The organism is Chryseobacterium sp. SIMBA_028, from assembly GCF_046535285.1.
GTDB lineage: Bacteria > Bacteroidota > Bacteroidia > Flavobacteriales > Weeksellaceae > Chryseobacterium.
The window spans coordinates 38,525-62,801 of sequence record NZ_JAWRWZ010000004.1 but is presented as its reverse complement, the minus strand read 5'-3'; the positions used below and the strand labels follow the sequence as shown (position 1 = coordinate 62,801).

The following is a 24,277-nucleotide window of genomic DNA, read 5'->3' as shown; positions in this document are numbered from 1 at the left end:
AATGTTTAACAAAGTGATGACAAATCAGACCAAAACGATGGTGCTTTTAATGTTGGTTTTTACCGCCATTATTTTGCTGTTCAGTGGTTTGGTTTACTTTTCAATTGTTAATTTTTCACATCAAAGGTTTTACGAACTGCTAAAGATCCGTACGACTACCATTGTTCAGATTGAAAAAAGTAAGGAGCATCTTGATCTTCCCGAAAATTATATCCTCAATAGTCTGAATGACGAAGAGCTTCCCATGGAAAAAGACTATGTCTTTGCGGTTCCTGCAGATTCCAATTTCAGAAAAATCTCTCAGGAGGTTCACATCCCGGATTATTTTTTCAAAAACATCATCAGAAAAGGAGAGGATAATTACAACGATAAAGAATTCTACTATATTGGTCAGAGCTTTAAGTATGATGATAAGGATTATATCGCTATTGCTTCTGCCAAGAACCATTATGTGATCTATTATCTTGGATTTTTGAAAAGAACACTGCTTACCTGTATTGTTCTTTCACTGTTCTTCAGTATGATATTTTCATTTTATCTCTCGAAGACATTATTTAGGCCCATCTTAAAGATTACCGGAAAGGTAAAGGAAATAAGTTCCGAAAATCTTCACCTTCGACTAGAGCCACAACCCGATAATAAGGAACTGAACGAGCTTGTAGACACCTTTAATGGTATGCTTAACAGGATTGAAACCTCCTTTGAAACCCAAAATCATCTGATTGGAAATGTTTCCCACGAGCTTCGTACACCTTTAACTTCCATTATGGGTGAAGCAGACGTTGCTCTTTCAATCAACAGAACCTCTGAGGAATATAAGGAAACCCTGGAAATTATTCTGGATGAAGCCGAGAAGCTTGATAAAAAGATCAAAGCCTTATTAATGATTGCCCAAACCGGGTTTGATGGTAAGATCCAGAAAATGGATAAGGTAAGAATAGATCAGCTGCTTTGGGATGTTATTGAAACCCTGAGAAGAATTGATTCCAGAAACAATATTTATCTGGATATCAGTATGCTACCCGATAATCCTAAAAAACTGAAAGTACAAGGAAATGAACAGCTTTTACATCTTGCTGTTGCGAATATTATCAGTAATGGTTGTAAATATTCTAATTTCCAACAGGTGAAAGTTTCTCTTGGAGCAACAGATACGGATGTCTACATTATCGTAAAGGACAATGGTATCGGAATTCCTCAGGAGGAAATGAACAAAATTTATGACCCTTTCTTCAGGGCATCCAATACCAACAATTACGAGGGCTATGGAATTGGGCTTCCATTGGCAAGAAACATTGTACGTATGCACCATGGAGAATTGATCGTAAGTTCTCATGAAAATCAAGGAACTACCGTGCAAATGCGCTTCCCAAACTTCTATAGTACACAGAGAGAAAATATCTAATACAAAAAGGAACGTTTGCAATTTTTCCATTCTCCAATGTTGCCTATATTAATTCCCACCTCCAATTTTCTAATCTCATTTTAATCTCTTTAATCACATTTTAATTCCATTCCAAAGAGCTTCTAATTTGGCCACTTTAGTTTTGTATTATCAAAAAAGATCAACACAAAACAAAATAATAAGAACATGGCTAAAACAATTTTAATTGCTACAGATTACTCTCTTGAGTCATTAAACATATTGAAAAAAGTACTAAAGGAAAAAGAGGCATCCGAGGATCAGAACCAGTATAATATTCTTTTGACCTCAGGATATGATTCGGGAGATTCCATCAGAGACCTTTTATTTAATACGAAAACAACAATCTTCAACAAGATAAGACCACAGGAATTCTGTGATGCTTTTGGGATTATAAAGAATAAATACCCCCATCTGGTTAATAAAATCATTTGTGATGTCTTTACAGGAAGCTTTCAAAGAACATTCAACCAGTATGTGAAAGCTGAAAATATTGAGGAAGCTTACTATTCTTCATCCATCAAGAGCAAGGGTAGAGGTAAGTTTGACATTATCCCATACATCAAAAATTGCAAAGATCTGCCATCTCATGAAATAACAGTTGGGGTTAGAGAAAGACTTCCGGAAAGAGGAAGACTGGCTGAGATCTTTGTGGAGGTTTAAAAGCACAAAAACAATTTAAAAAAGCAAAAAAATGTTAAGAAATTATAGTAACAGCAGGACACTGGGAGACAATATCAGGTTGGGGACGCTGACTGCATTTACAGCAGGTACTATAAATATAGCATCCCTACTCATATTTCTTTCTTTTACATCCAATGTAACAGGACACTACGCTGTTTTGGCTGCAGAAATAAGTAAAGGTAACTGGACACAAGTGGCAGTAGTTGGAGTATGGATTTTTCTATTCTTCTTCGGAAGTTTCCTATCCAACTTTATAGTCATCAACTTTAATAAGAAAAGTAAATATTTTGCCCACTCAATGCCGATTGTACTGGAAATAATATGTCTGCTCTTTGTGGGAGTGTATGGACAGTTTTATTACCAGAAAACACTGGAAGAAACAGAATATTTGGTGGCCCTGATGCTTTTTGCAACAGGATTACAGAATGGTTTAACGGCAAGTATCTCAAACTTCTCTGTGAAAACAACCCACCTTACCGGAACAACAACGGACCTGGGAATTCTTGTTTCCATGTTTACCCAAAAGAAATATAGAAGAAACGGAGAACTGATTGGAAGAGCTAAATTATTATTGAGTATTATGCTTGCCTATGTTTTGGGAGCTGTTTTCTCAGGGTTAACATATTACTATCTGGAATTCAGAGTGTTCTATGTCATCAGTGTATGTCTTCTGATCGTTATCGGATATGATGCCTATAAAATTCATGTACGACACTTTAACACAAAGTACAGATACAACAGGATTTACAGAAAGCCTAATCTTTTAGCCTATCTGTATGAAAAAATCCATGGAATCCCTAAAAGAAAGGAAAAGAGGAAACTCGCTTTCGAAGACTAAATATCGGGTGAAAGCAAATTTCACTATTATTTTTTGTATAAACTAGCTGTGAATCAACCCTCTATTGGTATAAAACAATAGGGGGTTATTCTATTTGAAAAATAACTGTAGCGAATGGTTTGGAACGGGATTTGTAAAAAGGAGTATTGTTGAAATGTTGATAATTAAATATTAATTCACGGTTTTAATGTTTTAATTCCCATTTTCATTGACTATTTTTGTAAGTTGATTTACGTTTTTATGTCAGATATTATTCAGCTTTTACCGGATCATGTAGCGAACCAAATTGCAGCGGGAGAGGTGGTGCAGAGACCTGCATCCATCGTGAAAGAACTTTTGGAAAACGCTATAGATGCAGATGCAACGAAAATTGAACTGATCATCAGAGATTCCGGGAAAAACCTCATACAGGTGGTGGACGATGGAAAAGGGATGTCCGAAACAGATGCCAGACTGGCATTTGAAAGGCATGCTACGTCCAAAATCAGAGGAACAGAAGATATCTTTAAGATCTCTACCAAGGGATTTCGTGGAGAAGCGTTGGCTTCCATTGCTGCGGTTTCACAGGTTGAGCTGAGAACAAAACAGAAAGACTCTTCTATAGGAACCAATATTTACATTGAGGGTGGTGTTTTCCAGTTTCAAGACCCGGTTCAGACGGCAGAGGGCTCCAACTTTTTAGTAAAGAACCTTTTCTATAATGTTCCTGCAAGAAGGAAATTCCTTAAAAATAATAATATTGAATTCAGACATGTAATTGATGAATTTCAACGGGTGGCATTGGCGCATGAGGGACTTGAATTCTCTCTGTTTCATGATGATGAACCTGTTTTCAGGTTAAGAAAAGGAAGTCAGATGCAGCGTATTGTGGATGTTTTTGGAAGAAAATTACAACCCCTTTTGATTCCTATAAAGGAAGATATTATCTGGTGTAAGCTTCATGGATTTGTTGCTAAACCTGAAGGGTCAAAGAAAGCCAGAGGAGAACAGTTTCTTTTTGTAAACGGAAGGTATTTCAGGAGTCCATATTTCAACAAAGCAGTCCAGGAAGCATTTGAGGGACTTCTTTTACCAGGATATGTTCCGTCATTCTTCCTTTTTCTGGAACTTGATCCGGAAAAAATAGATGTGAATATTCATCCACAGAAAACAGAAGTAAAATTTGAGGATGAGCATCTTATTTTTGCTTTACTTAGATCTACAATCAAAAGATCTTTAGGGATTTATAATGTTTCTCCAAGCCTTGATTTCGATAGAGATCCGGAATTGGATGAAATGATGAACAAACCAATTCCAAGCAAGGGAAATGGGGGTGGAAGTGGTGTTATAAAAATGCCAGAGATTATTGTAGACAGAGATTACAATCCATTTTTGGAAGAGAGAAACGTACGTCCGGAAGAGATTCAGAACCTTACGGAAATGTATCATCAGAATATTACTGCAGAGCCTTCAAAGATCAATTTATTTGAAGATGAGGATTTTGACGAAGACCTGATGAGGCTTCCCAACGGCTATTGGCTTTTCAATAAAGGTGATATGACCCTCATGCTGGATCTTGGAAGAATGCACAGGCTATTGGTTTCTGAAAACAATAAATCAACCAGAAAATCAAATACAAACAGTCATGCACTCTTGTTTTCTTTGGAGTATCATATGAACGAGATAGAGAAGAATAAATATCAGTCTATCAAAAAATATCTTCCGGAGCTTGGGTTTGACATGAAAATTGCTCATGAAAGTGTACTGAGGATAGACTCTCTTCCTGAGGGGCTAAAAGAAACGCAGGCGATGAAGTTTCTTGAAAACCTTTTTGAAATTCTGGAATACAAAACAGAAGAAGAATTTATGGAATATTACCATAATCAATGGAGTAAGATGCAATCAAAGTCAAGATTTGACTTTATTTATAAAAAAGATGCGGAACAGGTTATCAAGGATTTTACAGCATTAGGTTTCCCCGAGTTTTTACCGGATGGAAAAAGATGTTTCTATGAGGTTCCGTTTAATGATTTTAAAAACAAATTTTAAAAAAAATGTTTAACAATATACCGCCAATTACAAGAAATATTATCATTATCAATGTCATAGTATTTATTGTGACCTCTTTAATGGGAAATCAGATTATTGGCTATCTGGCCGGTTTTTATCCGTTCTCTCCCTTTTTCCATTCATGGCAGATCATTACCCATATGTTTATGCATGGAAGCATTATGCATATTTTATTTAACATGCTGACTTTATACAGTTTTGGACCTGTTCTTGAGCAAACATTAGGTGAAAGAAGATATCTGATCATGTATTTTTTAAGTGGTTTAGGCGCTTTTTTCCTTTTTAATCTTTGGAACTTTGTGGAAGTCCAACAGCTTTCCAATGAATTGCAGGAACTAGGTTTCAATGTAGGAGCTTATCTTTCCGGTGCCAGTGTAGAGTTTAGTGGAAATACAGCCGCTGTTCTTAAACAGAAAGAATTGTTAGAGAGTTTAAAGGGTATTGTGGCGACACCTATGGTTGGGGCTTCCGGAGCTATCTTTGGAGTAGTGGCTGCTTTTGCAACATTATATCCTGATTCCAAGATTATGATGATGTTTATTCCTATTCCCATAAAGGTAAAATACCTGATGCCTATTGTCATTGTTGTTTCCGTATACTTGGGAATTTCAGGTAACGGAGGAGGAATTGCTCACCTCGCACACGTTGGTGGAGCTTTGGTAGGGTGGATTTTAGCAAGAAGCTGGAAGAAACATTTATATAGATTCAATTAATTTTTTTTTGTGAAGATTTTCCGACTTATACTCTTGATCCTGCATCTGGGAATCCTTTTTCTATTGCTGGGAACCTTATTAAACGCCTATATTCCGCCTAAAATATTTCCGTGGTTTAATTTGCTTTCCCTAGGCTTTCCAATTCTGATCGTTTCTTACATTGTATTAACCGTTTTCTGGGTTTTCAGTTGGAAAAAAAGAGCTTTTGTCTTCATGTTTGCAGGACTAGCTTTTATAAACCCAGTAAAACGATGGGTTAATTTTTCTTCCGATAAAAAAGAAGAGGGAGATATAAAAATGGTTTCTTTTAATACTAAAAATGGCATTTTAGGACGTCTGGAAGTAGAAAAATATCTTAGATCTCAGAATGCAGATGTGATCCTCTTACAAGAAGATGCTGGAGATGGTTATGATTTTGAGGGATATAAAAAAGTAAGTCCTCTAAGTGGATTTTCTGTTTTTTCCAAGCATAAAGTAATCGGGGAGAAAATAATAGAATCGAATGATAAAGAAAGGGTTCCTGCTATTCAGGTTGATATCGAAATAAAAGGGAAAGTCTATAGATTTATTGATGTATACCTTCATCCGTTTCAATTTGAAAGAGAAATGGTAAGCCTTAACGGAAACACAGAGGATAATGAACAAAAAGTAAAAGACGTTGTAAAAAGGCTTATTCCAACCTTTAAAAAACATCAGGATCAGATTGGATTTATCAGAAGCGCTATTGAAAGCTCCCCATATCCTGTTATTGTAGCTGGAGATTTCAATTCTGTTCCTAATTCTTATGAATATTATCATTTGTCAGAGGGTCTTGATGATGCATTCTTAACAGCGGGAAGAGGAAGCGCAACCAGCTTTCACGATTATAAATTTCCTATAAGGATTGACTATGTTTTTTCTTCAAAATCATTAAAGGCTATTTCCTATGTCGTTGACCGTTCTGTCAGTCTTTCAGATCATTATCCTGTCATTTCAAAATTTTCAGTAAGCGACAAATAATCATAAAAATAGTTAATGTTTGACTGCTTGGTAGGGTTTTTGCTTAAAAACATCCGTACCAAGACCGTTTTTTCATGAAGTCGAATCAGATATTACTATTTATACATATTGCCGTTGCCGTTTTGCTCTTATGCACGTTGGGAAATGCATGGGTTCCTCCTAACCTTTTGGGGAATCTTAATCTTCTTTCTCTTGGTTTTCCCTATCTGATATTGGCACACTTACTTCTTACACTAATCTGGGCTTTTAAAAAACAAAAAATTGCGATTGCCTTTGCCTTGGGTACTTTGGTTTTTTACAACCCAATAAGACGGTGGATCAATTTTTCTCCCAAAACAGAGAACATAAAAACAATACGTGATATCAAGGTTTTAACCTTTAATGTAAAATATGGTGACTACGGATGGGATAAGGTTAAAAACTATATCAAAGAACAGGATCCGGATATTATTTTGGTACAGGAAAAGGATACTAACCGTGCCTTAAGACAGGATCTTGTAAAATATCCCTCAGTCATTCTTAAAACAAAACATAAGATTGTAAGACAAGCAGAGATCATTGAGGATAATTCACGAGGAAATTCATTCTATGCAGACGTGGATATCAATGGGAAAATTATAAGAATTGTGAATGTTTATCTTGAGCCTTTCCGACTTCATAAAACCATGTTTACAAAATTAGATGGTCTGGGAATAGGAAATGTTTCAACACTTCTTTCCCGTATGATTCCTACGTTCCAAGCTCATGAAGATCAGATCAAAAAGATTAGAAAGGTTATTGACTTTTCACCTTATCCTGTAATTTTAGCAGGAGATTTTAATTCTGTCCCCAATTCCTATGAGTATTACAGCCTGGGAAGAGATCTTCAGGATGCGTTTTTAACAGCAGGAAAAGGGAGTGCAAGTAGTTTTCATGATTATAAAGTTCCTTTAAGAATTGATTATATCTTCAGTTCAAAATCAATCATTCCCTTGAGTTATAAAGTAGATCAATCTGTGAAATTATCGGATCATTATCCTGTAATTGCAGAATTTCTGCTAAATTAGTTCCATGAAAAATTTACTGCCTGCAATTTTTATTTTTATCATTCTGCTTACAGCATGCTCAAAGAAAGAAACGCCCGACGTTAATGCTGAGCAGGAAATTAAAGTTCGTTATGATACCACTGCAGTGGATTCCTTTTCAACAGGAGCTGTTTCAGTGGATATTGCCCGTAAGATCAGAATGTCATCTCCTGAATACTTAGACTCTGTAAAGCAGGTTAAAAAGGCTCAGGAAGAAGAAAAAAAGCTTAAGGCAGAGCTAGAGAAAGAGACTAAAGAGAAGGCAGGGGAAGAAAAGAAAAAAACCGATGCGGAAAAAAAGAAGAAAACTTCTGAAGCTACTCCAGTAAAAGAAACCAAAACAGAATAAAAAAACATTCCTAAAATATACAATATGAAAAAACAAATTCTTGCAGCAGTAGTGATTTCTATATTCACTGTTGCTTGTACAAAATCAACAACAAAAACAGAGCAGGTAGAAAATACTGATGGAACAGTTACTACCACAACTACAACAGTTTCAGAAACATCTCCTCACATTGTTGACTCGGCAAAAGTGAATGAAGCTAAGGAGAATGTAAATGAAAAATTAGATCAGGCCGGAAATAAGATTGACAATGCGGCCCAAAAGGCTAAAGATAAAATTGATGCCACTGCGGATAAAACCAAACAGGATCTTAATAAAGCAGGGCAGGACATTAAAACGGAGGCCAACAAAGTAGGAAAAGATATTAAAAGCGGAGCTCAGGAAGCAGGAAAAGATGCAAAAGATGCCGCAAGAAAAGGAGCCGCAAAAGTAGAAGATGCTGCTAAAAAATTAAAAGAAGATTTAAGCAAATAAGATAAACCCGCAGTTAAATTTTAACTGCGGGTTTTATTTTTTTAATAAGGGTAATCTATCAATAAAAAGAAATTAAACGTTTTTAAGACTGTAATAACTTTTATTTATTAAGCTCTAACAACGGTTCTATATATTCCCTGTCATTACTTAATCTTGGTACCTTGTTCTGGCCGCCAAGTTTTCCCTTGGATTCCAGCCAATGGTAGAATAAATTATCTTTTGCAATATGTACAATAGGTCTTCTCAGGGCCATATTGTTGTACCTTTTTGCTTCGTAATCCGAATTGATGATCTTTAAATGTTGATCAAAAGCATCAATAAAGTTATCCAGATTGTCCGGATATTGGCTGAACTCAAAGATCCATTCGTGAGCACCCCCTTCATTGTTTTTCATAAAGACCGGAGCCCCAGTAAAGTCAGTAATCTGTGCCCCTGTACTCTCACAAGCTTTTGAAAGGGCGGCTTCTACATTGGTAATCATCAGTTCTTCCCCAAAAGCATTGATGTAATGCTTGGTTCTTCCCGTTATTTTTATTCTGAAAGGGTTTGTTGATGTAAATACAACAGTATCTCCAATCAGGTATCTCCATAGCCCACCGTTAGTCGTGATAACCATAGCATAGTTTTTGCCAACTTCTACATCTTCCAGACTTACAACCTTTGGATTTGAAAAATGAAACTGATCCATTGGGATAAACTCATAGAATATACCATAATCCAACATCAGAAGCATCTCGTCACTATTGGACCTGTCCTGTATTCCAAAGAATCCCTCCGATGCGTTGTAGATTTCGTAATAATTGATGTTTTTTCCGATGATTTGCTTGTATTGTTCCTTATAGGGCTTAAAGCTGATTCCACCATGGAAAAAGACCTCCAAATTAGGCCACAGTTCAGAAATACTCCCTACACTGGTTTCCTTTAATACTCGTTGTAAAAGAACCATCATCCAGCTAGGTACTCCCAAAATACTCCCTACATCCTCATTTTTTACTTCCGAAGTAATCGCTTTCAATTTGCTTTCCCATTCTCCCATCAAAGAAACTTTCTTGCTTGGAGTGGTGGTTATTTCTACCCAAAATGGGAGATTATCAATTAAAATAGCAGATAAGTCGCCAAATTTTGTGTTAAAATCAGCATACAGTTCCGAACTTCCGCCTAGGCGTAAATTTTTATAATTAAAAAGTTGATTTTCAGGGTGATTATTGGCATAGATGGAAACCATATCTTTTCCAGCTTTCATGTGACAATATTCAAGACTTTCAGCTGAAATAGGAATAAATTTGCTTCTTGCATTAGTTGTTCCCGATGATTTAGCAAAATGTTTAATCAGTCCAGGCCAGCTTACGTCCTTGTGCCCCTGACGTGCCCTTTCAATATAAGGCTCAAAATCTTCATAGGTAACGATGGGAACCTTATTTTTAAAATCCTGATAACTTGAAATAGAATTGAATCCATGCAGTTTGCCATATTCTGTATCCTCTGCATGAAACAGTTGAGAAAACAATATACCTTTCTGTGTTTCAATGGGATGATCCATGAAATTTTGAATCTGGTCTATCCTTTGACGGATGAACCAGTTGACCACAGTATTGAAAAGTGCCTTGGTTGCCATTCCAACAAATATAATGATATTTGAATGTTTAGAGAATTTTTTTGTAAGGTTAAATAAAAAAACCGTTACAAAATTTGTAACGGTTTAATATTGAGTTTATTGTTTCTTAACAGTACTCGTCATAAGCTGCCTGAAGGTTTGCTGCAATAGCTCCCGCAGGGTTTCCTTCGATGTGGTGTCTTTCCAACATGTGAACCAATTCACCATCCTTGAAAAGTGCTACACAAGGTGAGCTTGGAGGAAAAGGAGCAAGGTGTTTTCTTGCCTCAGCTACAGCTTCTGTATCAAATCCTGCAAATACAGTTGTTAAATGATCAGGTTTTTTATCTCCAGTCAAAGAGTAAACTACTCCTGGTCTTGCAGCTCCTGCAGCGCATCCGCATACGGAGTTGATCACCAATAATGTAGTTCCAGACTGCTTTAACGCCTCTTCTACCTGTGCAGGAGATGTTAAATCTTGAAAACCTTTATCTGTAAGTTCAGCCTTCATGGGCATTACTAAATCTGTTGGATACATATATTTTGTTTTTTTTATCGCTACAAAGTTAAACATTTCTTTACGTTTGTTCAATACATAAAAACTATCAATGGATTAGTCAATATAAAATTAATTGAATATTAATAATATAACAATATTCATAAAAATGTGAATTAAAATTAGGAATAATAAAATATAATTATTAAATTTGAAATGATTCTGAAAAACAAACGACCATGAAAAAAACATTTAAGGCTTTCCCTCAAGCAATCAGCCACTTATTCTCTACTCAAATAGGGTAATAAGCTATCTTTTTTTTCAATTTTATTCAAAACAGAATAACACACTGGAATACCCACAAAAATGAAGCCCGAGACTCAAAAGTCCCGGGCTTCTTTAATCAAATCGATATGCAAAGGTTGTATATCCTTAGTTAGGGTGTGAGATACGTGCTTGCGAGGTTCAGAATGATTCTGAAGCCCGAAACCCGAACCGCATTATGAAAGGAGCTTCTTAACCATCTCGGAAATACTTTTTCCGTCTGATTTTCCGGCTAATGCTTTTGAGGCTGCTCCCATTACCTTTCCTAAATCCTTAATGGATTCAGCACCGGTTTCAGAAATTATAGTTTTAATTTCTGTTTCTAATTCTTCTGCTGAAAGTTGTTTTGGTAAAAACTTCTCAATTACTTTCATTTGAGCTTCTTCTACTTCAGCAAGGTCTTGTCTCCCTTGAGCAGAGAACTGTTCAAAAGAGTCTTTACGCTGCTTAATCATTCTCTGAAGAATAGCAATTTCCTGCTCTGCAGAAACTTCAGCACCTCTGGCTTCGGTTTTTAAAAGAAGAATTTGAGACTTTACAGCACGCAGAGAATCCAAGGCAACTCTGTCCTTTTCTCTCATGGCTGTTTTTATTGCGTCACTTATTATATTTTCTAAACTCATTTTAATTAATTTACCAATGGAATAGTATATCAATGTACCAATTATAAAATGAACAGAATAGTTACATTATTAAATTGGTACATTGTTATTTTATTTTAGTCTACGTCTTTATTCAAGAATCTATTTTCTCTAATCTGCATAGAACCATTGTTGTCAGACATATAAGTATTGATATTCTGGTCTGATGCATTGGTTCCGTCAATCGAAATATTTTTTCTTTTGAAAGCAGGAATAGACTCGAATTCGCTTGTGCTGTCAAAGCTTTGATAGCGAGAATTGAATTCTTTTAGTTTATTTCTTCTTTCTATTACTCTGTCCTGATCAATCGTTTTATTCACGAATGTGAATTCAGATTCTTCAGTTTTTGGAGTTTCTATTTCTGTTTTGGTTTCAAAAGAAGGTCTTGTTTCAGTCCTAGGCTCTTCTTTTTGGTAGAATGTCTCTATCTTTTGAGCAGGTTCTACAACAGCACTTACCGGAGCATTAAACTCAGCTTTAGGCTGTCCAAAATCTGTCTTAGGCTCATTTCTAACAGGTTCGTTTACAAAGAAGCTGAATTCAACAGGTTTTTCTTGTGAAGAAGAATTGTTGAATGTATTCCCTGATTGAGGCTCATCTTTTTTATTTTCAAAATCAAATGAGAAAGACTGAATTTCCAAATCATTTGGATCTTCGTCTTCATCATCAATAGAGAATAGGCTGAAAGCATCCTGCCCCTCTTCGTCTTCATTTCTCCATTCCTGTTCAGGTGTATTTACTGTATTTTCCTCTTTATCAAAGAATTTTATTTCAGTTCTGATTTCCTCCTCTTCAATAATCATTTTTTTTTCAGTAGATGCCATATTGAACTTGGGAGTATCATGGTCTTCATCATCTAATCTGAAAAGATTTTTTCCTCCAAAATCATGTGTCGTTTCAGGAGTTGATGCTCTTTCTTCTCTTGTTTTAAAAGGAGAAGATTTTGGAGTTTCAAAACTGTCATTAAGACTGATTCTGATTTTTTCTGTAGGACCAGAGAATTTCTTATTATCATTAGAAAATCCGGTAGCGATAACAAGAACGCTTACTGCATCTCCTAATTCTTCATCAGCACCCACTCCAAAAATGATGTCTGCAGTATTTCCTGCTTCTTTCTGGATGTGGTCCATAATGATACCAATTTCGTCCATTGTTACCTCTTCTGCACCACTTCTGATTAGCAATAGTACATTTTTAGCACCTGTAATTTTATTGTCATTCAACAATGGAGAATCAAGAGCCTTTCTTACTGCCTCTTCTGCCTTGTTTTCGCCTGAAGCTGTTCCTGTAGACATCAGCGCTGTACCAGAGTTCTGAAGTACAGATTTAGCATCTCTAAAGTCAATGTTTACATCAAAGTAACCTGTAATAACCTCTGCCATTCCTTTGGCTGCATTGGCTAATACTTCATCCGCTTTTGAGAATCCCTGCTTAAATCCAAGGTTTCCGAATTGCTGTCTTAATTTATCGTTATTGATTACAATTAATGAATCAACGTTGTTTTTTAATTTTTCAAGACCGTTTTCTGCCTGTTCCAGTCTTCTTTTTCCTTCAAAGCTGAAAGGAACCGTAACGATACCTACTGTTAAGATCCCCATATCCTTTGCTACTTTAGCAATGACAGGAGCCGCTCCGGTACCGGTACCACCACCCATTCCGGCAGTAATGAACACCATTTTTGTGTTCTGTCCCATAGCTGCCTTAATATCTTCAATACTTTCGATTGCTGATTTTTCTCCTACTTCAGGATCGGCACCAGCTCCAAGACCTTCCGTGATGGAAGTTCCTAACTGAACTTTATTGGCAACGGGGTTATTATCTAGAGTTTGAGCATCTGTATTACATACCACGAAGTCAACTCCATGAATTCCTTTTTCGTACATGTGCTTTAGGGCGTTGTTTCCACCGCCTCCTACACCGATTACTTTTATGATGGATGAATTCCCTTTTGGTAGATCAAATGAAAATCCTTGTGTACCTATATTTTCCATAACTATACTTTTAATAATTGATGAATGATGAGTGATGTTTGATAAGTCAATTACCGGTTATCATCTATCATTTATACTTTATTCTACTTCTTCAAAGAATTTTTTTACTTTTTCCATAAGCGACTGTCCAAAGGTCAATTTCGCTCTTCTATTTTCCTGTTTCTGATCGGAAACAGGTTGTTCCTGAACGGGTGCTGTTTGCTGAATTGGCTGAACAGTTTCTGCCTGTACGGATGTAGTCTCAGGTTTAGGCTGCTCATTTACAACTTGTTCCACTTCTTCGTCAATATTCAGCCTCTTGTCTCTGATCTTTAAACTCTCCATCAGTAATCCAATAGACGTAGCAAATTCAGGGCCTTTCAGGTACTGATTCTTATCGTTGGCAATATATTCATTTGCAAAACCGATTCTGCTATCAAAACCTGTTGTATAATTGGCTAGCTGACGAAGGTGTTTCAGGTTTGAACCACCACCAGTCAATACGATTCCTGCAATCAGTTTTTTCTTTTGCTCAAAAGCTCCATAAGCTTTCAATTCTGTGTTGACCATTTCCAAAACTTCTTCTACTCTTGCATTGATAATCTGAGCAAGGGTTTTTAAAGAAATTTCTTTGTCTGGACGGCCGTGAAGCCCCGGAATTGTTACAAAAGTACTGTCTTTTTCTAATTCTGGCACAGCCGAACCGAATTTTACTTTCAATTGTTCAGCATGTTTTTCAATAATAGAACAACCTTCTTTGATATCTTCGGTAATAATTCCGCCCCCGTAAGGAATAACACAGGTATGACGGATGATATTATCTTTAAAGATAGCAATATCTGTGGTACCACCACCAATATCAACTATTGCTACTCCTGCTTCTTTTTCTTCTTTGGTAAGAACGGCTTCAGAAGATGCTAAGGGCTCCAAGGTAAGGGCCTCCATTTCTAGTCCGGCTTCACGAACGCATCTTGCTATATTTCTGATGCTTCCCATCTGCCCAACTACAACGTGGAAGTTAGCTTCTAAACGCTTACCGTGCATTCCTACAGGTTCTTGAATCTCACCTTCGGAATCTACTTTATATTCTTGTGGAAGGACATGGATAATTTCTTCTCCAGGAAGCATAACCAGCTTCTTGACCTGATCTTTTAACGCTTCAATGTCATCATCTGTAATGAACTTATCTGGATGTTCACGCATAATATAATCGGAATGCTGCAGAGAACGAATATGTTTTCCTGCAATACCTACCGTAACTTTGCGGATAGGAACTCCAGCACTGGATTGTGCTTCGGAAACTGCGGCCTTGATTGAATTAATAGTTTGTGAAATATTATTCACAATACCTTTATGAACACCAAGACTTTTAGCTTTTCCTACACCGAGAACTTCTATTTTCCCGTGTGCATTCCTTCTTCCGACAATCGCGACTATCTTTGTTGTCCCGATGTCCAGACCTACTGAATACTCTTGATTTTCCATTTTTATATCGATTTGATTTTTTTCTACTTTTTCTCTATAATTTAGGATTATATCCTACTTTGTGTTAAACTGTTCCTTTGAACTTTTTTATTCTATTTTCACCTTTGATTTCGACTTTGGCTTGGACTGTGCCGGGGCCGTTGTTTTTTTATCTGTTTTTTTTATTTCCTTTTGTTGTGTTTTCGGTTTTGTGCTTTCTTTCGGTTTTGCCGAAGCTGTACTTGTTTTTTTTACTTCTGTTGCCTTTGGCTTGGCTTCCGTTTTTTTTGTGGTTGCCATTGAGTTCGGAACTTTAGCCAATTCCTGTTTCCCTGCTTTCAGGATACTGTCGTTTTCCTTGAAATAAGGGTTTAGGGTGGTTACAATCTGGTTTTGATATTTTACAGAAACCATATTGTACTTTTGAGGATCCTGATATACCAGATATTTTTCTACAAAGGTTTTAAATCCTTTTACTTTAAAATCAATATTATCCAAATCCCCGATCTCTACCCTGTAATTTCCCTCGCTTGTCAGAAGATTGTAGCTTTCTTTATATTTTGAAATTCCAATGAAGAATTTCTTGCTGAAATCATCTTTGTCAATTTTTCCGACCAATTCTGCCAGTTTCTCATATTCCTCTGGCTGTACATTTCCTGTAACCAGCATACATGGATGCGAATATGTTTTTGAAATAGGAAATTCAACTCCTTTCTCATCCACATAGAAATCTTTTCCGTCTTTATTGAGTCTGAAAACGGGAACTCTCTGCTTGATATCCAGATTCAGTTTTCCGTTTAAGTTTAAGTAGACATTAGCACTGTCTACGGCAGGAAGAGAATTGATCTTTTTTTCTAAAGCGGGAATATTAAGCTCCCCAACTTTTCCTGATGGGTTTTCCTTTTTTACAATCTCCCTAATATCCTTTTCATCAACGAAGTAAACCGGAGTTTTTTCATTCATTTTTACAGAAATCTTATTGTCAGTAATCTGCAGGCGGCCGAATCTCTTCAATGAGAAACTCAGCAACAATCCTAAGATGATTACCGTGACAACAATTTTTAATATTCTGTACTTATTTTTCATACATTTTTTGTATTCATGTATTTATGTAAAACGTATTCATGAATACGTAAACACATTATTATTTTTTATAATTTACTCATCCATTCACAAATAGGATCATACAGGGTATCAATGTTTCCTGCACCTACTGTAAGGAGGATATCAAAATCTTTTTCTTTTATTTTTTCAAAAGCATCGGATAAATTCGATACTTCTTTTTTATCTAATTTTACTTTTTCCAACAGCCAGGTTGAAGTTATTCCTTCAAAATTCTCCTGAAGTTCTCTTGCCGGATAGATATCCATTAAAATCAATTCTTCTGCCTTGCTAAGACTTTCTGCAAATCCATCCGCAAAATCTCTTGTTCTACTGAACAAATGGGGTTGGAAAACAACTAATAATTTTTTATCCGGATAAAAAGTTTTGATAGAACCTACTACAGCATTAATCTCTGTTGGATGGTGGGCATAGTCATCAATGTAAATTTTACCGTTTTCGTAAATATGCTTGGTATATCTTCTCTTAATTCCTTTAAAATTGGCGATTGCTTTTTTCAGCGTATCAAAATCTGCGCCCAAATTGTGTAAAATAGCCAATGCTACTGTTGCATTTTCTACATTATGGATTCCCGGGATTTCCCAAACAAAATCTTTTATAGTTTCTGTTGGAGTATGGAAGTCAAAATAAATCTTATCATGATCCATACGCAGGTTGTCTGAGTAATAGTCTGCCTTTTCATTCACGGCGTAGGTTTGATGCCCTCTGCCAATTTCAACTCCTTTTCTTACAAATAGCTTTTTATCTTCCGGAACAAGTGCTGCAAATTGTTTGAACCCTTCTTCAATGTGGCTCTTATCACCGTAAATATCCAAATGGTCCGCATCAGTAGAGGTCACTACTGCCCAATCCGGAGAAAGGTTCAGGAAGCTTCTGTCATATTCATCTGCTTCTACTACGGAGTAAGTGGAACCATTGTATAGAAAGTTTGATTTAAAGTTTTCAGAAATACCTCCTAAAAAGCATGAAAAAGGCAAATTAACTTCTTTGCATAAGTGAGAAACCAGGGTAGAGGTTGTTGTTTTTCCGTGGGTTCCTGCTACAGCAATACAGTCTGTGTTTTCTGTGATTAATCCTAACACTTTTGCCCGTTTTAAGATCTCAAACTGATTGTCATTGAAGTGGTCTAAAATTCCAAGCGTTTTGATAGCGGGAGTGTAGATTATCAATGTATTTTCTTTTTGAAGAGAAGTGATTTTTTCGTCAATAAGATCTTCGAATACAATATCAATTCCTTCGTTCATTAGATTTTGAGTAAGCTTGGTATTGGTCTTATCATAGCCCAGTACATTTTTTCCGGATGCATGGAAATAACGCGCTAATGCACTCATTCCAATACCTCCGATTCCAACGAAGTAAAAATTTTGATATGTTTCTAAATTGCTCATTCTTTTTGCTTGTATTGATGTATTCATGTAAAAAGTATTTATGTTTTCCATTAATACATTTTACAATTTTACTTTTTACATTAATTTAAATATCTCGTCTACAATCTCTTTTGCTGCATTTGGCTTGGCAAAATATTTCAGATTGTCGGACATTTCCTTTCTTACACTTTCTTTTTCGCAGATTTCTGATAATGTATTCCAAAATTTTTCCTGCATTTCAGAGTCTTTTACCATTCTGGCTGCATTTTTTTCAACCAGGTTCATGGCATTTTTAGTTTGATGATCTTCTGCAGCAAAAGGGAAAGGAACCAATAACACTGGTTTTTGGGCTACTGCCAGCTCTGAAATGGCAATGGCTCCAGCTCTTGAAACGATGATATCGGCTGCGGAATAAGCCAGTTCCATGTCTTTGATAAATTCAAGGATCTGAATATTTCTGGTTTCCGTATCTTTTGTTTCTTCTAAAATATCTTGATAATCAAGCTTTCCTGTTTGCCAGATGAGTTGATAATTTTTGTCTAAAATTTCTTTTAAATGAGATTTCCAGGCGTTATTCAACGTTCTGGAACCTAAAGATCCACCTACAGAAAGAATCGTAAGCTTGTCTTTATTTAATCCCATTTTTTCTTTTGCCTGGATGGTTTCCTGCATTCCTGAAATAATGTTTTCACGAATAGGATTGCCCAGAAACTTAATTTTTTCTGCCGGAAAACCTTCTACTTTTGGATAGGCTGTAAAAACAGCTCTTGCTTTTTTACTTAGGATTTTATTGGTTACTCCTGCATGAGCGTTCTGTTCCTGAATAAAAATTGGAATTCCCAATTTACTTGCCTCATACAAAGCAGGCCCACTTGCAAAACCACCTGTTCCAACGGCAAAATCCGGAGCAAAGTTTTTAATGATCTTTTTTGACTTTGATAAACTTTTCAGAATCTTGAAAGGTAACCCCAAATTGGATAATAGGTTTCCTCTGTCAATTCCGGCGATATCTATCCCTTCTATTTTGTAGCCAGCTTGAGGAACTTTTTCCATTTCCATTTTTCCGTTGGCTCCAATGAACAAAAATTCTGCATCAGGAAATCTTTTCTTGATTTCATCAGCGATAGCGATGGCAGGGAAGATATGTCCTCCTGTTCCTCCGCCTGATAATAATATTTTTAGTTTTTTGCTCATTTAAATAATGGGATTCTGTCCTACTTTTTGGTTATGCGATATCGTTTATTTCTGCTATACTTTGTTTTTTGCCCATTCCTTCTTCATCATAAATTTGAATTCTTGAGCTTATATTTAAGATAATTCCTAACTGTAAATAAGTTACCAGCATGGAGGTTCCTCCGTAACTGATTAATGGTAAAGGTTGTCCTGTTACCGGGATCAGATTAACAGCAACGGCAATATTTACCGCTAGTTGTATAAAGATCATTACCCCGAGACTGAGTACGAGCAACGATCCGAAGAATGCCGGCATTTTACTGGCGATCATTACGATCCGTATCATCATAATCAGATAGAGGCTTATCAAAAAAGTGGCTCCGATTACTCCATATTCTTCTACAATTACAGCGAAGATAAAGTCGGAGGCAGACTGAGGAAGCATTTGCTTTAATGCACTTTTTCCAGGTCCCATTCCGGTAATTCCCCCGTGTACGATGGCTGCCTTGGCTTGCATTACCTGGTAATTCTTGGCTTTTACGCTTTCATCATCAGTATCTGCTGATTTTGCTTTGCTTGATGTAAATGTTTCAATACGGCTCATCCATGTATGAACACGGTTTCCACCAATCATATTGGTATTCAATGCAATTAGTAAGAACAATACAATGGCTATAAATGATGCCGAAATGAAGCCTGCAATGTATTTCCAGTGAAGCTGTCCTATAACTAGAACAATCACGGAAACCATTAAGATCATTAATGCTGTAGATCCATTATCTTTTGCAACCAGAACAAACACGAGAAGAATAGGTCCGAAGATATACATGATATTCTCTATAGGAAGTCTTTCTCTTGTGATCTTTTTGGTTAAATATCTACACAAATAGATGATTAGCATCAGGAATGCAAAAGACGATGGCTGGAAAGAGATGGGTGTTCCCGGAATCTTCAGCCATCTGGAAGCACTGGCTCCATCAATGGTTTGGCCGGTAAACATGGTAACAACCAATAAAACGATCATAAGGCCAAGCAGAATACTGCTGAGCTTTCCGATGTATTCATATTTTACGGTTCCTACGAGTCTCATGATTCCTAATCCTAAGACTACAAAGAACATGTGTTTAATAACATGGCCTGTAGTGGTTCCGTTATTAACAATATATTCCAGATTTGAACTTGCAGAATAAACAGGGAAAATAGAGAAAATGGAGATCACAAGAATGACCATCCAAAGTACTTTATCGCCCTTTAGAAATTCAACTCTGCTTTCTGTGTTCTGCTCGTCCATATTTTTTGTATTGATGCATGAGGTACAAAGTAAAATATACTTTTTACATCCGACATTTTATTTTAATACTTGTTCTTTAAACTGACGCCCTCTGTCTTCATAGCTTTTGAATAAATCAAAGCTTGCACAACATGGTGATAGTAAAACAGTTTCACCATTTTTGGCCAATGATTTGGATATTTTTACAGCTTCTTCCATGCTTGAGGTATCATAAATAAATTCCTTTTTTCCTTTGAAGAAATCTATAATTTTTTTATTGTCAATTCCCAGGCAAACAATTGCCTTTACTTTTCTTTTAACTAAATCCTCAATCTCGGTATAGTCATTTCCTTTGTCTAATCCACCCACGATCCATACGGTTGGGGTTTTCATGCTTTCCAGGGCATAATAGGTTGCGTTCACATTGGTCGCCTTACTGTCGTTGATGTATTTAACACCCTCTATTTCAGTTACAAACTCCAGCCTGTGTTCTACTGCCTGAAAGGTCATTAGAGAATGTCTAATGCTTTCATTGTTGATTTTCAATATCTTACCAGCTATTGATGCTGCTAAGCTATTCGCTACATTATGGTTTCCAAGTAGGGATAATTCTTCAACTTTCATGGAGAATTCATCCTTCATTTTTACCACAATTTGATCTTCATTGACAAAACCTCCTTCTTCCAGCTTCTCTTTTGTAGAGAAAGGGATCATTTTAGCCTTTATCTCTAGTTTTTCAAGAAGATTTTTACTCATCTCATCATCTTTGTTGTAGATGAAGAAATTGTCATTCTCCTGATTTTCAGTTATTCTGAACTTTGCAAGGGCATATTCTTCATAGTTGTAGTTGTACTGATCCAGGTGATCCTGGGATAGATTCAACAATAAAGAGATATAAGGTCTAAAATTCTGAATATCATCTAATTGGAAAGAACTTACTTCCAATACATAATATTCATGGTTTTCATCTGCAACCTGTTTTGCAAAGCTGTATCCTATATTTCCTCCTAATCCTACATTTAATCCATCGTTTTTCAGGATGTAGTAGATCAGGGAAGTAGTGGTTGTTTTTCCGTTACTTCCTGTAATGGCAATAATCTTTGCATCTGTAAATTCAGAGGCAAATTCAATTTCTGAGGAAAGTCTTATGCCTTTCTCATGAATTTTATAGATAATTTCAGCCTTTTTTGGAATTCCCGGGCTTTTTACAATCCAATCTGCATTTAAGATTCTTTCCTCGTCGTGGTTTCCTTCCTCAAATTCAATTTCATTTTCTGCAAGAAACTGTTTATAGTTATCCTTAATGGCTCCTTTATCTGAAAGAAATACTTCCAGACCTTTCTTTTTAGCCAAATAAGCAGCTCCACATCCGCTTTCTCCTCCTCCTAAAACAACTATTTTCATATTTAATCTTTTTTGTAAAATGTAAAATGTAAAACGTACAATGCATTTGGTGTCCTTACATCAGCACTTTCTACTTTTTACAAAAATTATCTCATTTTTAGTGTGATCAGACAAACAATTGCCAGTATTACTCCGATGATAATCATTCTGTTAACGATTTTGCTTTCATGAAATCCGTCTTTCTGATAATGATGGTGTAATGGTGACATTTTGAATAGTCTATTATTTTGGGCGTATTCTAACCCGTATTTTCTTTTTCTGTATTTGAAAACGACAACCTGTAGCATTACGGACAGGTTTTCAATTAAAAAGATTCCACATAGCACAGGAATCAGCAGTTCCTTTCTTAAGATAATCGCTAAAACAGCAATGACTCCTCCCAGCATTAAGCTTCCGGTATCTCCCATGAAAACTTGTGCAGGATAGGTATTGTACCAGAAAAATCCAATTACAGCACCTACCATAGCTACGGCAAAAATGGTGGTTTCTCCCATATTGGGAAGGAACATGATATTGAGGTAGTCTGCAAAGATGATGTTCCCGGAAAGATAGGCGAACAGGGCAAGGGTGAGCAGTATAATGGCACTGGTTCCTGCGGCGAGGCCATCTATTCCGTCGGTGATATTAGCTCCGTTTGAAACCGCTGTTACAATGAAGATAACGATGGGTATAAAGACAATCCATGCCCATTCGTGGGCATCTTTTTCATTCATCCAAAACAGAATTCCGCTATAATCGAATTCATTGTTCTTTGTAAAGGGAACGGTAGAAACTGTAATTTTTTCTGTAGGCATAAAGTTTTGCTCTACATTGTTTCTGTTTACCACTTTTGCATCTGCATACTTTCTTTTAACAGTGATGTCCGGGTGGAAATACATTGTAATTCCGACAATTAACCCCAAACCAACTTGTCCCACTATTTTAAACTTACCACTAAGTCCGTCTTTGTTTTTCTTGATTTTCTTTAAATAATCATCCAAAAACCCAATAGCACCCATCCAAAACATGGAAACAAGTAACAAAACAATATAAACATTGGTGATTCTTGTAAACAGCAATACCGGAATAATGGTTGCCAAAATGATGATAAGACCTCCCATGGTAGGTGTTCCTTCTTTTTGCTTTTGTCCGTCTAGCCCAAGGTCACGTACTAATTCACCCATCTGCTTTGTTCTAAGGTAATTGATCACTCTTTTACCATAAACAAGTGCAATAATTAAAGAGAACAGTACAGCCATTCCGGCACGGAAGGAGATGTATTTCAACATTCCTAATCCCGGAACGTGAATTCCATGGTCAGTTAGATATTCGTATAGATAGTATAGCATGTTTCTTTTTAATTTAAATCTTTAAATGAGTTCAATCTTTCAATCTATTTAGACATTAATCTCCAAAGCTCATTGATTGTTTCTTTGTCATCAAAATGATGCTTTACACCATTTATCTCCTGATAGGTTTCGTGGCCTTTTCCGGCTACTAAAACAATATCTTTAGGTTCTGCAAACTTTATGGCCATTTTTATGGCTTCTTTTCTGTCCGGAATTGAAGTGTATTTGCTGAAGTTTTGAGGCTCAACTCCTGCTTCAATCTCCTTAATAATTTGTGCGGGATCTTCTGTTCTCGGATTATCTGAAGTGATGATGGCCAAAGTTGATTTTTTGGTGGCAATATTTCCCATTTCAGGTCTTTTGGAGTGATCTCTGTCTCCTCCACATCCGAAAACGGTGATTAATCTTTCGTTTTTTGTTCTGATATCATTGATGCTGTCCAGAATGTTTTCCAACGCATCCGGAGTGTGAGCATAATCTACGATAAAGAAAATTCCTCCGTCTGACTTGAATGTCTCAAATCTTCCCGAAACTCTTTTCAACTTGCTGATAGCCTGAAGAATTTCATCTTGTTCAAATCCAAGCTCAACAGCAATTCCGAAGACCAGTAATAAGTTGTAAACATTGAATTTCCCTGTCAATGTTGTCCAAAGTTCTTTTCCATTGAAATTTACCAACATTCCGTTGAAGTCAACTTCCAGTAGTTTTCCATGGTAATCAGCCATTGTTTTCAAAGCATAAGACTTCTTTTTAGCCTTTGTGTTTTGAAGCATAACATTTCCGTTTTTGTCATCTACATTGGTGATGGCAACAGCGGTATCTTCCAGTCCATCGAAGAATCTTTTCTTTGTTTTTAAATATTCTTCAAAGGTTTTATGATAATCTAAATGATCGTGGGTAAGGTTTGTAAAGCCCGCTACCTTGAAGTGAAGTCCTTCAATTCTGTTTTGAGCAATTCCATGAGAGCTTACTTCCATGAAAGCAAATTCGCATCCTTTCTCAACAGCTTCAGCTAAGATTTTGTTGATGGTAATCACATCCGGAGTGGTGTGAGTCGCTGGAATAATTTCTTCCCCGATTCTGATTTCAACAGTTGAAAGCAATGCAGATGTGTAGCCAAGATTGGTAAAAACATCAAAAAGCAGAGTCGAAACAGAGGTTTTTCCGTTGGTTCCTGTAACTCCTATCAGCTTAAGTTTTTGAGATGGATTTCCGTAGAAGTTAGAGGCAAGATGACCTAAAGTCTTAGCTGAATCTTTTACCTTCACATAGGTTGCGTTTTCTGCTAATGTCTCGGGAAATTCTTCACATACAATGGTTGTTGCTCCTTTTTCAATAGAAGATGCAATGAATGTATGTCCATCCACAACCGTTCCTCTCATAGCGATGTAAAGAGAGTTCTCCGAAACCTTTCTGCTGTCGAATACCAATTCGGAAACCTCACGGTTATTATCACCGTGAATTTCTATTACTGGAATTCTGTTTACTAATTCTGTTACTGTCATTGTTATCAATAGGATTTCGTCCTATTTTT

At 36.4% G+C, this 24,277-nt stretch carries 21 protein-coding genes; 9 read left to right on the top strand and 12 right to left on the bottom strand.

What is annotated here, in order from left to right; translation table 11 throughout:
• Nucleotide 1 precedes the first annotated feature (1 nt).
• From SCA31_RS06185 to SCA31_RS06145, 9 genes are all read left to right on the top strand, one after another.
• Nucleotides 2-1,405 carry an ATP-binding protein gene (locus tag SCA31_RS06185; RefSeq protein ID WP_410696062.1) on the top strand — a complete coding sequence of 468 codons (1,404 nt, stop codon included), beginning with the start codon at nucleotides 2-4 and terminating at the stop codon, nucleotides 1,403-1,405.
• A 186-nt stretch (nucleotides 1,406-1,591) separates the two neighbouring features.
• Nucleotides 1,592-2,086, top strand: a complete 495-nt coding sequence (locus SCA31_RS06180; RefSeq protein ID WP_410696060.1) for a hypothetical protein — start codon at nucleotides 1,592-1,594, stop codon at nucleotides 2,084-2,086.
• Nucleotides 2,087-2,117: 31 nt separating this feature from the next.
• Nucleotides 2,118-2,945, top strand: coding sequence for a YoaK family protein (locus SCA31_RS06175; RefSeq protein ID WP_410696058.1), 828 nt, complete (start codon nucleotides 2,118-2,120; stop codon nucleotides 2,943-2,945).
• A 240-nt stretch (nucleotides 2,946-3,185) separates the two neighbouring features.
• A complete protein-coding gene (gene mutL / locus SCA31_RS06170) occupies nucleotides 3,186-4,973 on the top strand; it encodes a DNA mismatch repair endonuclease MutL (protein WP_410696056.1) in 1,788 nt (595 codons plus the stop codon).
• Nucleotides 4,974-4,978: 5 nt separating this feature from the next.
• Nucleotides 4,979-5,707, top strand: coding sequence for a rhomboid family intramembrane serine protease (locus SCA31_RS06165; RefSeq protein ID WP_410696054.1), 729 nt, complete (start codon nucleotides 4,979-4,981; stop codon nucleotides 5,705-5,707).
• Between the two features lie 9 nt (nucleotides 5,708-5,716).
• On the top strand, nucleotides 5,717-6,706 hold the full coding sequence (locus SCA31_RS06160) for an endonuclease/exonuclease/phosphatase family protein (RefSeq protein ID WP_410696052.1): 990 nt from the start codon (nucleotides 5,717-5,719) through the stop codon (nucleotides 6,704-6,706).
• A gap of 74 nt (nucleotides 6,707-6,780) precedes the next feature.
• On the top strand, nucleotides 6,781-7,752 hold the full coding sequence (locus tag SCA31_RS06155) for an endonuclease/exonuclease/phosphatase family protein (protein ID WP_410696050.1): 972 nt from the start codon (nucleotides 6,781-6,783) through the stop codon (nucleotides 7,750-7,752).
• 4 nt (nucleotides 7,753-7,756) lie between these two features.
• Nucleotides 7,757-8,119: a hypothetical protein gene (locus SCA31_RS06150; protein WP_410696048.1), complete on the top strand. Its 363-nt coding sequence runs from the start codon at nucleotides 7,757-7,759 to the stop codon at nucleotides 8,117-8,119.
• Nucleotides 8,120-8,143: 24 nt separating this feature from the next.
• Nucleotides 8,144-8,590 carry a hypothetical protein gene (locus tag SCA31_RS06145; protein WP_410696046.1) on the top strand — a complete coding sequence of 149 codons (447 nt, stop codon included), beginning with the start codon at nucleotides 8,144-8,146 and terminating at the stop codon, nucleotides 8,588-8,590.
• 100 nt (nucleotides 8,591-8,690) lie between these two features.
• Here the strand turns inward: SCA31_RS06145 and SCA31_RS06140 are convergent, their stop codons facing one another.
• The 12 genes from SCA31_RS06140 to SCA31_RS06085 all read right to left on the bottom strand — a co-directional run bounded on the left by SCA31_RS06140 (nucleotide 8,691) and on the right by SCA31_RS06085 (nucleotide 24,248).
• Complete coding sequence (locus SCA31_RS06140; protein WP_410696044.1) at nucleotides 8,691-10,205, bottom strand: GH3 auxin-responsive promoter family protein; 1,515 nt, start codon at nucleotides 10,203-10,205, stop codon at nucleotides 8,691-8,693.
• Nucleotides 10,206-10,311: 106 nt separating this feature from the next.
• A complete protein-coding gene (locus SCA31_RS06135; RefSeq protein ID WP_410696042.1) occupies nucleotides 10,312-10,722 on the bottom strand; it encodes a BrxA/BrxB family bacilliredoxin in 411 nt (136 codons plus the stop codon).
• A gap of 458 nt (nucleotides 10,723-11,180) precedes the next feature.
• Nucleotides 11,181-11,627, bottom strand: coding sequence for a GatB/YqeY domain-containing protein (locus SCA31_RS06130; RefSeq protein WP_410696040.1), 447 nt, complete (start codon nucleotides 11,625-11,627; stop codon nucleotides 11,181-11,183).
• 95 nt (nucleotides 11,628-11,722) lie between these two features.
• Complete coding sequence (ftsZ, locus tag SCA31_RS06125; RefSeq protein ID WP_410696038.1) at nucleotides 11,723-13,636, bottom strand: cell division protein FtsZ; 1,914 nt, start codon at nucleotides 13,634-13,636, stop codon at nucleotides 11,723-11,725.
• A gap of 78 nt (nucleotides 13,637-13,714) precedes the next feature.
• A complete protein-coding gene (gene ftsA / locus SCA31_RS06120) occupies nucleotides 13,715-15,100 on the bottom strand; it encodes a cell division protein FtsA (protein WP_410696037.1) in 1,386 nt (461 codons plus the stop codon).
• 87 nt (nucleotides 15,101-15,187) lie between these two features.
• Nucleotides 15,188-16,165, bottom strand: a complete 978-nt coding sequence (locus SCA31_RS06115) for a cell division protein FtsQ/DivIB (protein WP_410696035.1) — start codon at nucleotides 16,163-16,165, stop codon at nucleotides 15,188-15,190.
• A 65-nt stretch (nucleotides 16,166-16,230) separates the two neighbouring features.
• Nucleotides 16,231-17,589, bottom strand: a complete 1,359-nt coding sequence (gene murC / locus SCA31_RS06110; RefSeq protein ID WP_410696359.1) for a UDP-N-acetylmuramate--L-alanine ligase — start codon at nucleotides 17,587-17,589, stop codon at nucleotides 16,231-16,233.
• A gap of 75 nt (nucleotides 17,590-17,664) precedes the next feature.
• Nucleotides 17,665-18,762, bottom strand: coding sequence for an undecaprenyldiphospho-muramoylpentapeptide beta-N-acetylglucosaminyltransferase (murG, locus tag SCA31_RS06105; RefSeq protein WP_410696033.1), 1,098 nt, complete (start codon nucleotides 18,760-18,762; stop codon nucleotides 17,665-17,667).
• A 31-nt stretch (nucleotides 18,763-18,793) separates the two neighbouring features.
• Complete coding sequence (locus SCA31_RS06100) at nucleotides 18,794-20,032, bottom strand: FtsW/RodA/SpoVE family cell cycle protein (protein WP_410696032.1); 1,239 nt, start codon at nucleotides 20,030-20,032, stop codon at nucleotides 18,794-18,796.
• Nucleotides 20,033-20,089: 57 nt separating this feature from the next.
• A complete protein-coding gene (gene murD / locus SCA31_RS06095) occupies nucleotides 20,090-21,415 on the bottom strand; it encodes a UDP-N-acetylmuramoyl-L-alanine--D-glutamate ligase (protein ID WP_076352803.1) in 1,326 nt (441 codons plus the stop codon).
• A gap of 86 nt (nucleotides 21,416-21,501) precedes the next feature.
• Nucleotides 21,502-22,743, bottom strand: a complete 1,242-nt coding sequence (gene mraY / locus SCA31_RS06090) for a phospho-N-acetylmuramoyl-pentapeptide-transferase (RefSeq protein ID WP_410696030.1) — start codon at nucleotides 22,741-22,743, stop codon at nucleotides 21,502-21,504.
• A 44-nt stretch (nucleotides 22,744-22,787) separates the two neighbouring features.
• A complete protein-coding gene (locus tag SCA31_RS06085; RefSeq protein WP_410696029.1) occupies nucleotides 22,788-24,248 on the bottom strand; it encodes a UDP-N-acetylmuramoyl-L-alanyl-D-glutamate--2,6-diaminopimelate ligase in 1,461 nt (486 codons plus the stop codon).
• Nucleotides 24,249-24,277 lie beyond the last annotated feature (29 nt).

Bases quoted from the DNA above. Each gene is read 5' to 3' on its own strand.
- SCA31_RS06140 (WP_410696044.1), bottom strand. From the start codon at position 10,205: ATGGCAACCAAGGCACTTTTCAATACTGTGGTCAACTGGTTCATCCGT.
- murC (WP_410696359.1), bottom strand. From the start codon at position 17,589: ATGAGCAATTTAGAAACATATCAAAATTTTTACTTCGTTGGAATCGGA.
- SCA31_RS06185 (WP_410696062.1), top strand. From the start codon at position 2: ATGTTTAACAAAGTGATGACAAATCAGACCAAAACGATGGTGCTTTTA.
- mutL (WP_410696056.1), top strand. From the start codon at position 3,186: ATGTCAGATATTATTCAGCTTTTACCGGATCATGTAGCGAACCAAATT.
- ftsZ (WP_410696038.1), bottom strand. From the start codon at position 13,636: ATGGAAAATATAGGTACACAAGGATTTTCATTTGATCTACCAAAAGGG.
- SCA31_RS06130 (WP_410696040.1), bottom strand. From the start codon at position 11,627: ATGAGTTTAGAAAATATAATAAGTGACGCAATAAAAACAGCCATGAGA.
- SCA31_RS06175 (WP_410696058.1), top strand. From the start codon at position 2,118: ATGTTAAGAAATTATAGTAACAGCAGGACACTGGGAGACAATATCAGG.
- SCA31_RS06100 (WP_410696032.1), bottom strand. From the start codon at position 20,032: ATGGACGAGCAGAACACAGAAAGCAGAGTTGAATTTCTAAAGGGCGAT.
- SCA31_RS06135 (WP_410696042.1), bottom strand. From the start codon at position 10,722: ATGTATCCAACAGATTTAGTAATGCCCATGAAGGCTGAACTTACAGAT.
- mraY (WP_410696030.1), bottom strand. From the start codon at position 22,743: ATGCTATACTATCTATACGAATATCTAACTGACCATGGAATTCACGTT.
- SCA31_RS06115 (WP_410696035.1), bottom strand. From the start codon at position 16,165: ATGAAAAATAAGTACAGAATATTAAAAATTGTTGTCACGGTAATCATC.
- SCA31_RS06150 (WP_410696048.1), top strand. From the start codon at position 7,757: ATGAAAAATTTACTGCCTGCAATTTTTATTTTTATCATTCTGCTTACA.
- SCA31_RS06165 (WP_410696054.1), top strand. From the start codon at position 4,979: ATGTTTAACAATATACCGCCAATTACAAGAAATATTATCATTATCAAT.
- SCA31_RS06145 (WP_410696046.1), top strand. From the start codon at position 8,144: ATGAAAAAACAAATTCTTGCAGCAGTAGTGATTTCTATATTCACTGTT.
- murD (WP_076352803.1), bottom strand. From the start codon at position 21,415: ATGAAAATAGTTGTTTTAGGAGGAGGAGAAAGCGGATGTGGAGCTGCT.
- SCA31_RS06180 (WP_410696060.1), top strand. From the start codon at position 1,592: ATGGCTAAAACAATTTTAATTGCTACAGATTACTCTCTTGAGTCATTA.
- ftsA (WP_410696037.1), bottom strand. From the start codon at position 15,100: ATGGAAAATCAAGAGTATTCAGTAGGTCTGGACATCGGGACAACAAAG.
- SCA31_RS06085 (WP_410696029.1), bottom strand. From the start codon at position 24,248: ATGACAGTAACAGAATTAGTAAACAGAATTCCAGTAATAGAAATTCAC.
- murG (WP_410696033.1), bottom strand. From the start codon at position 18,762: ATGAGCAAAAAACTAAAAATATTATTATCAGGCGGAGGAACAGGAGGA.
- SCA31_RS06155 (WP_410696050.1), top strand. From the start codon at position 6,781: ATGAAGTCGAATCAGATATTACTATTTATACATATTGCCGTTGCCGTT.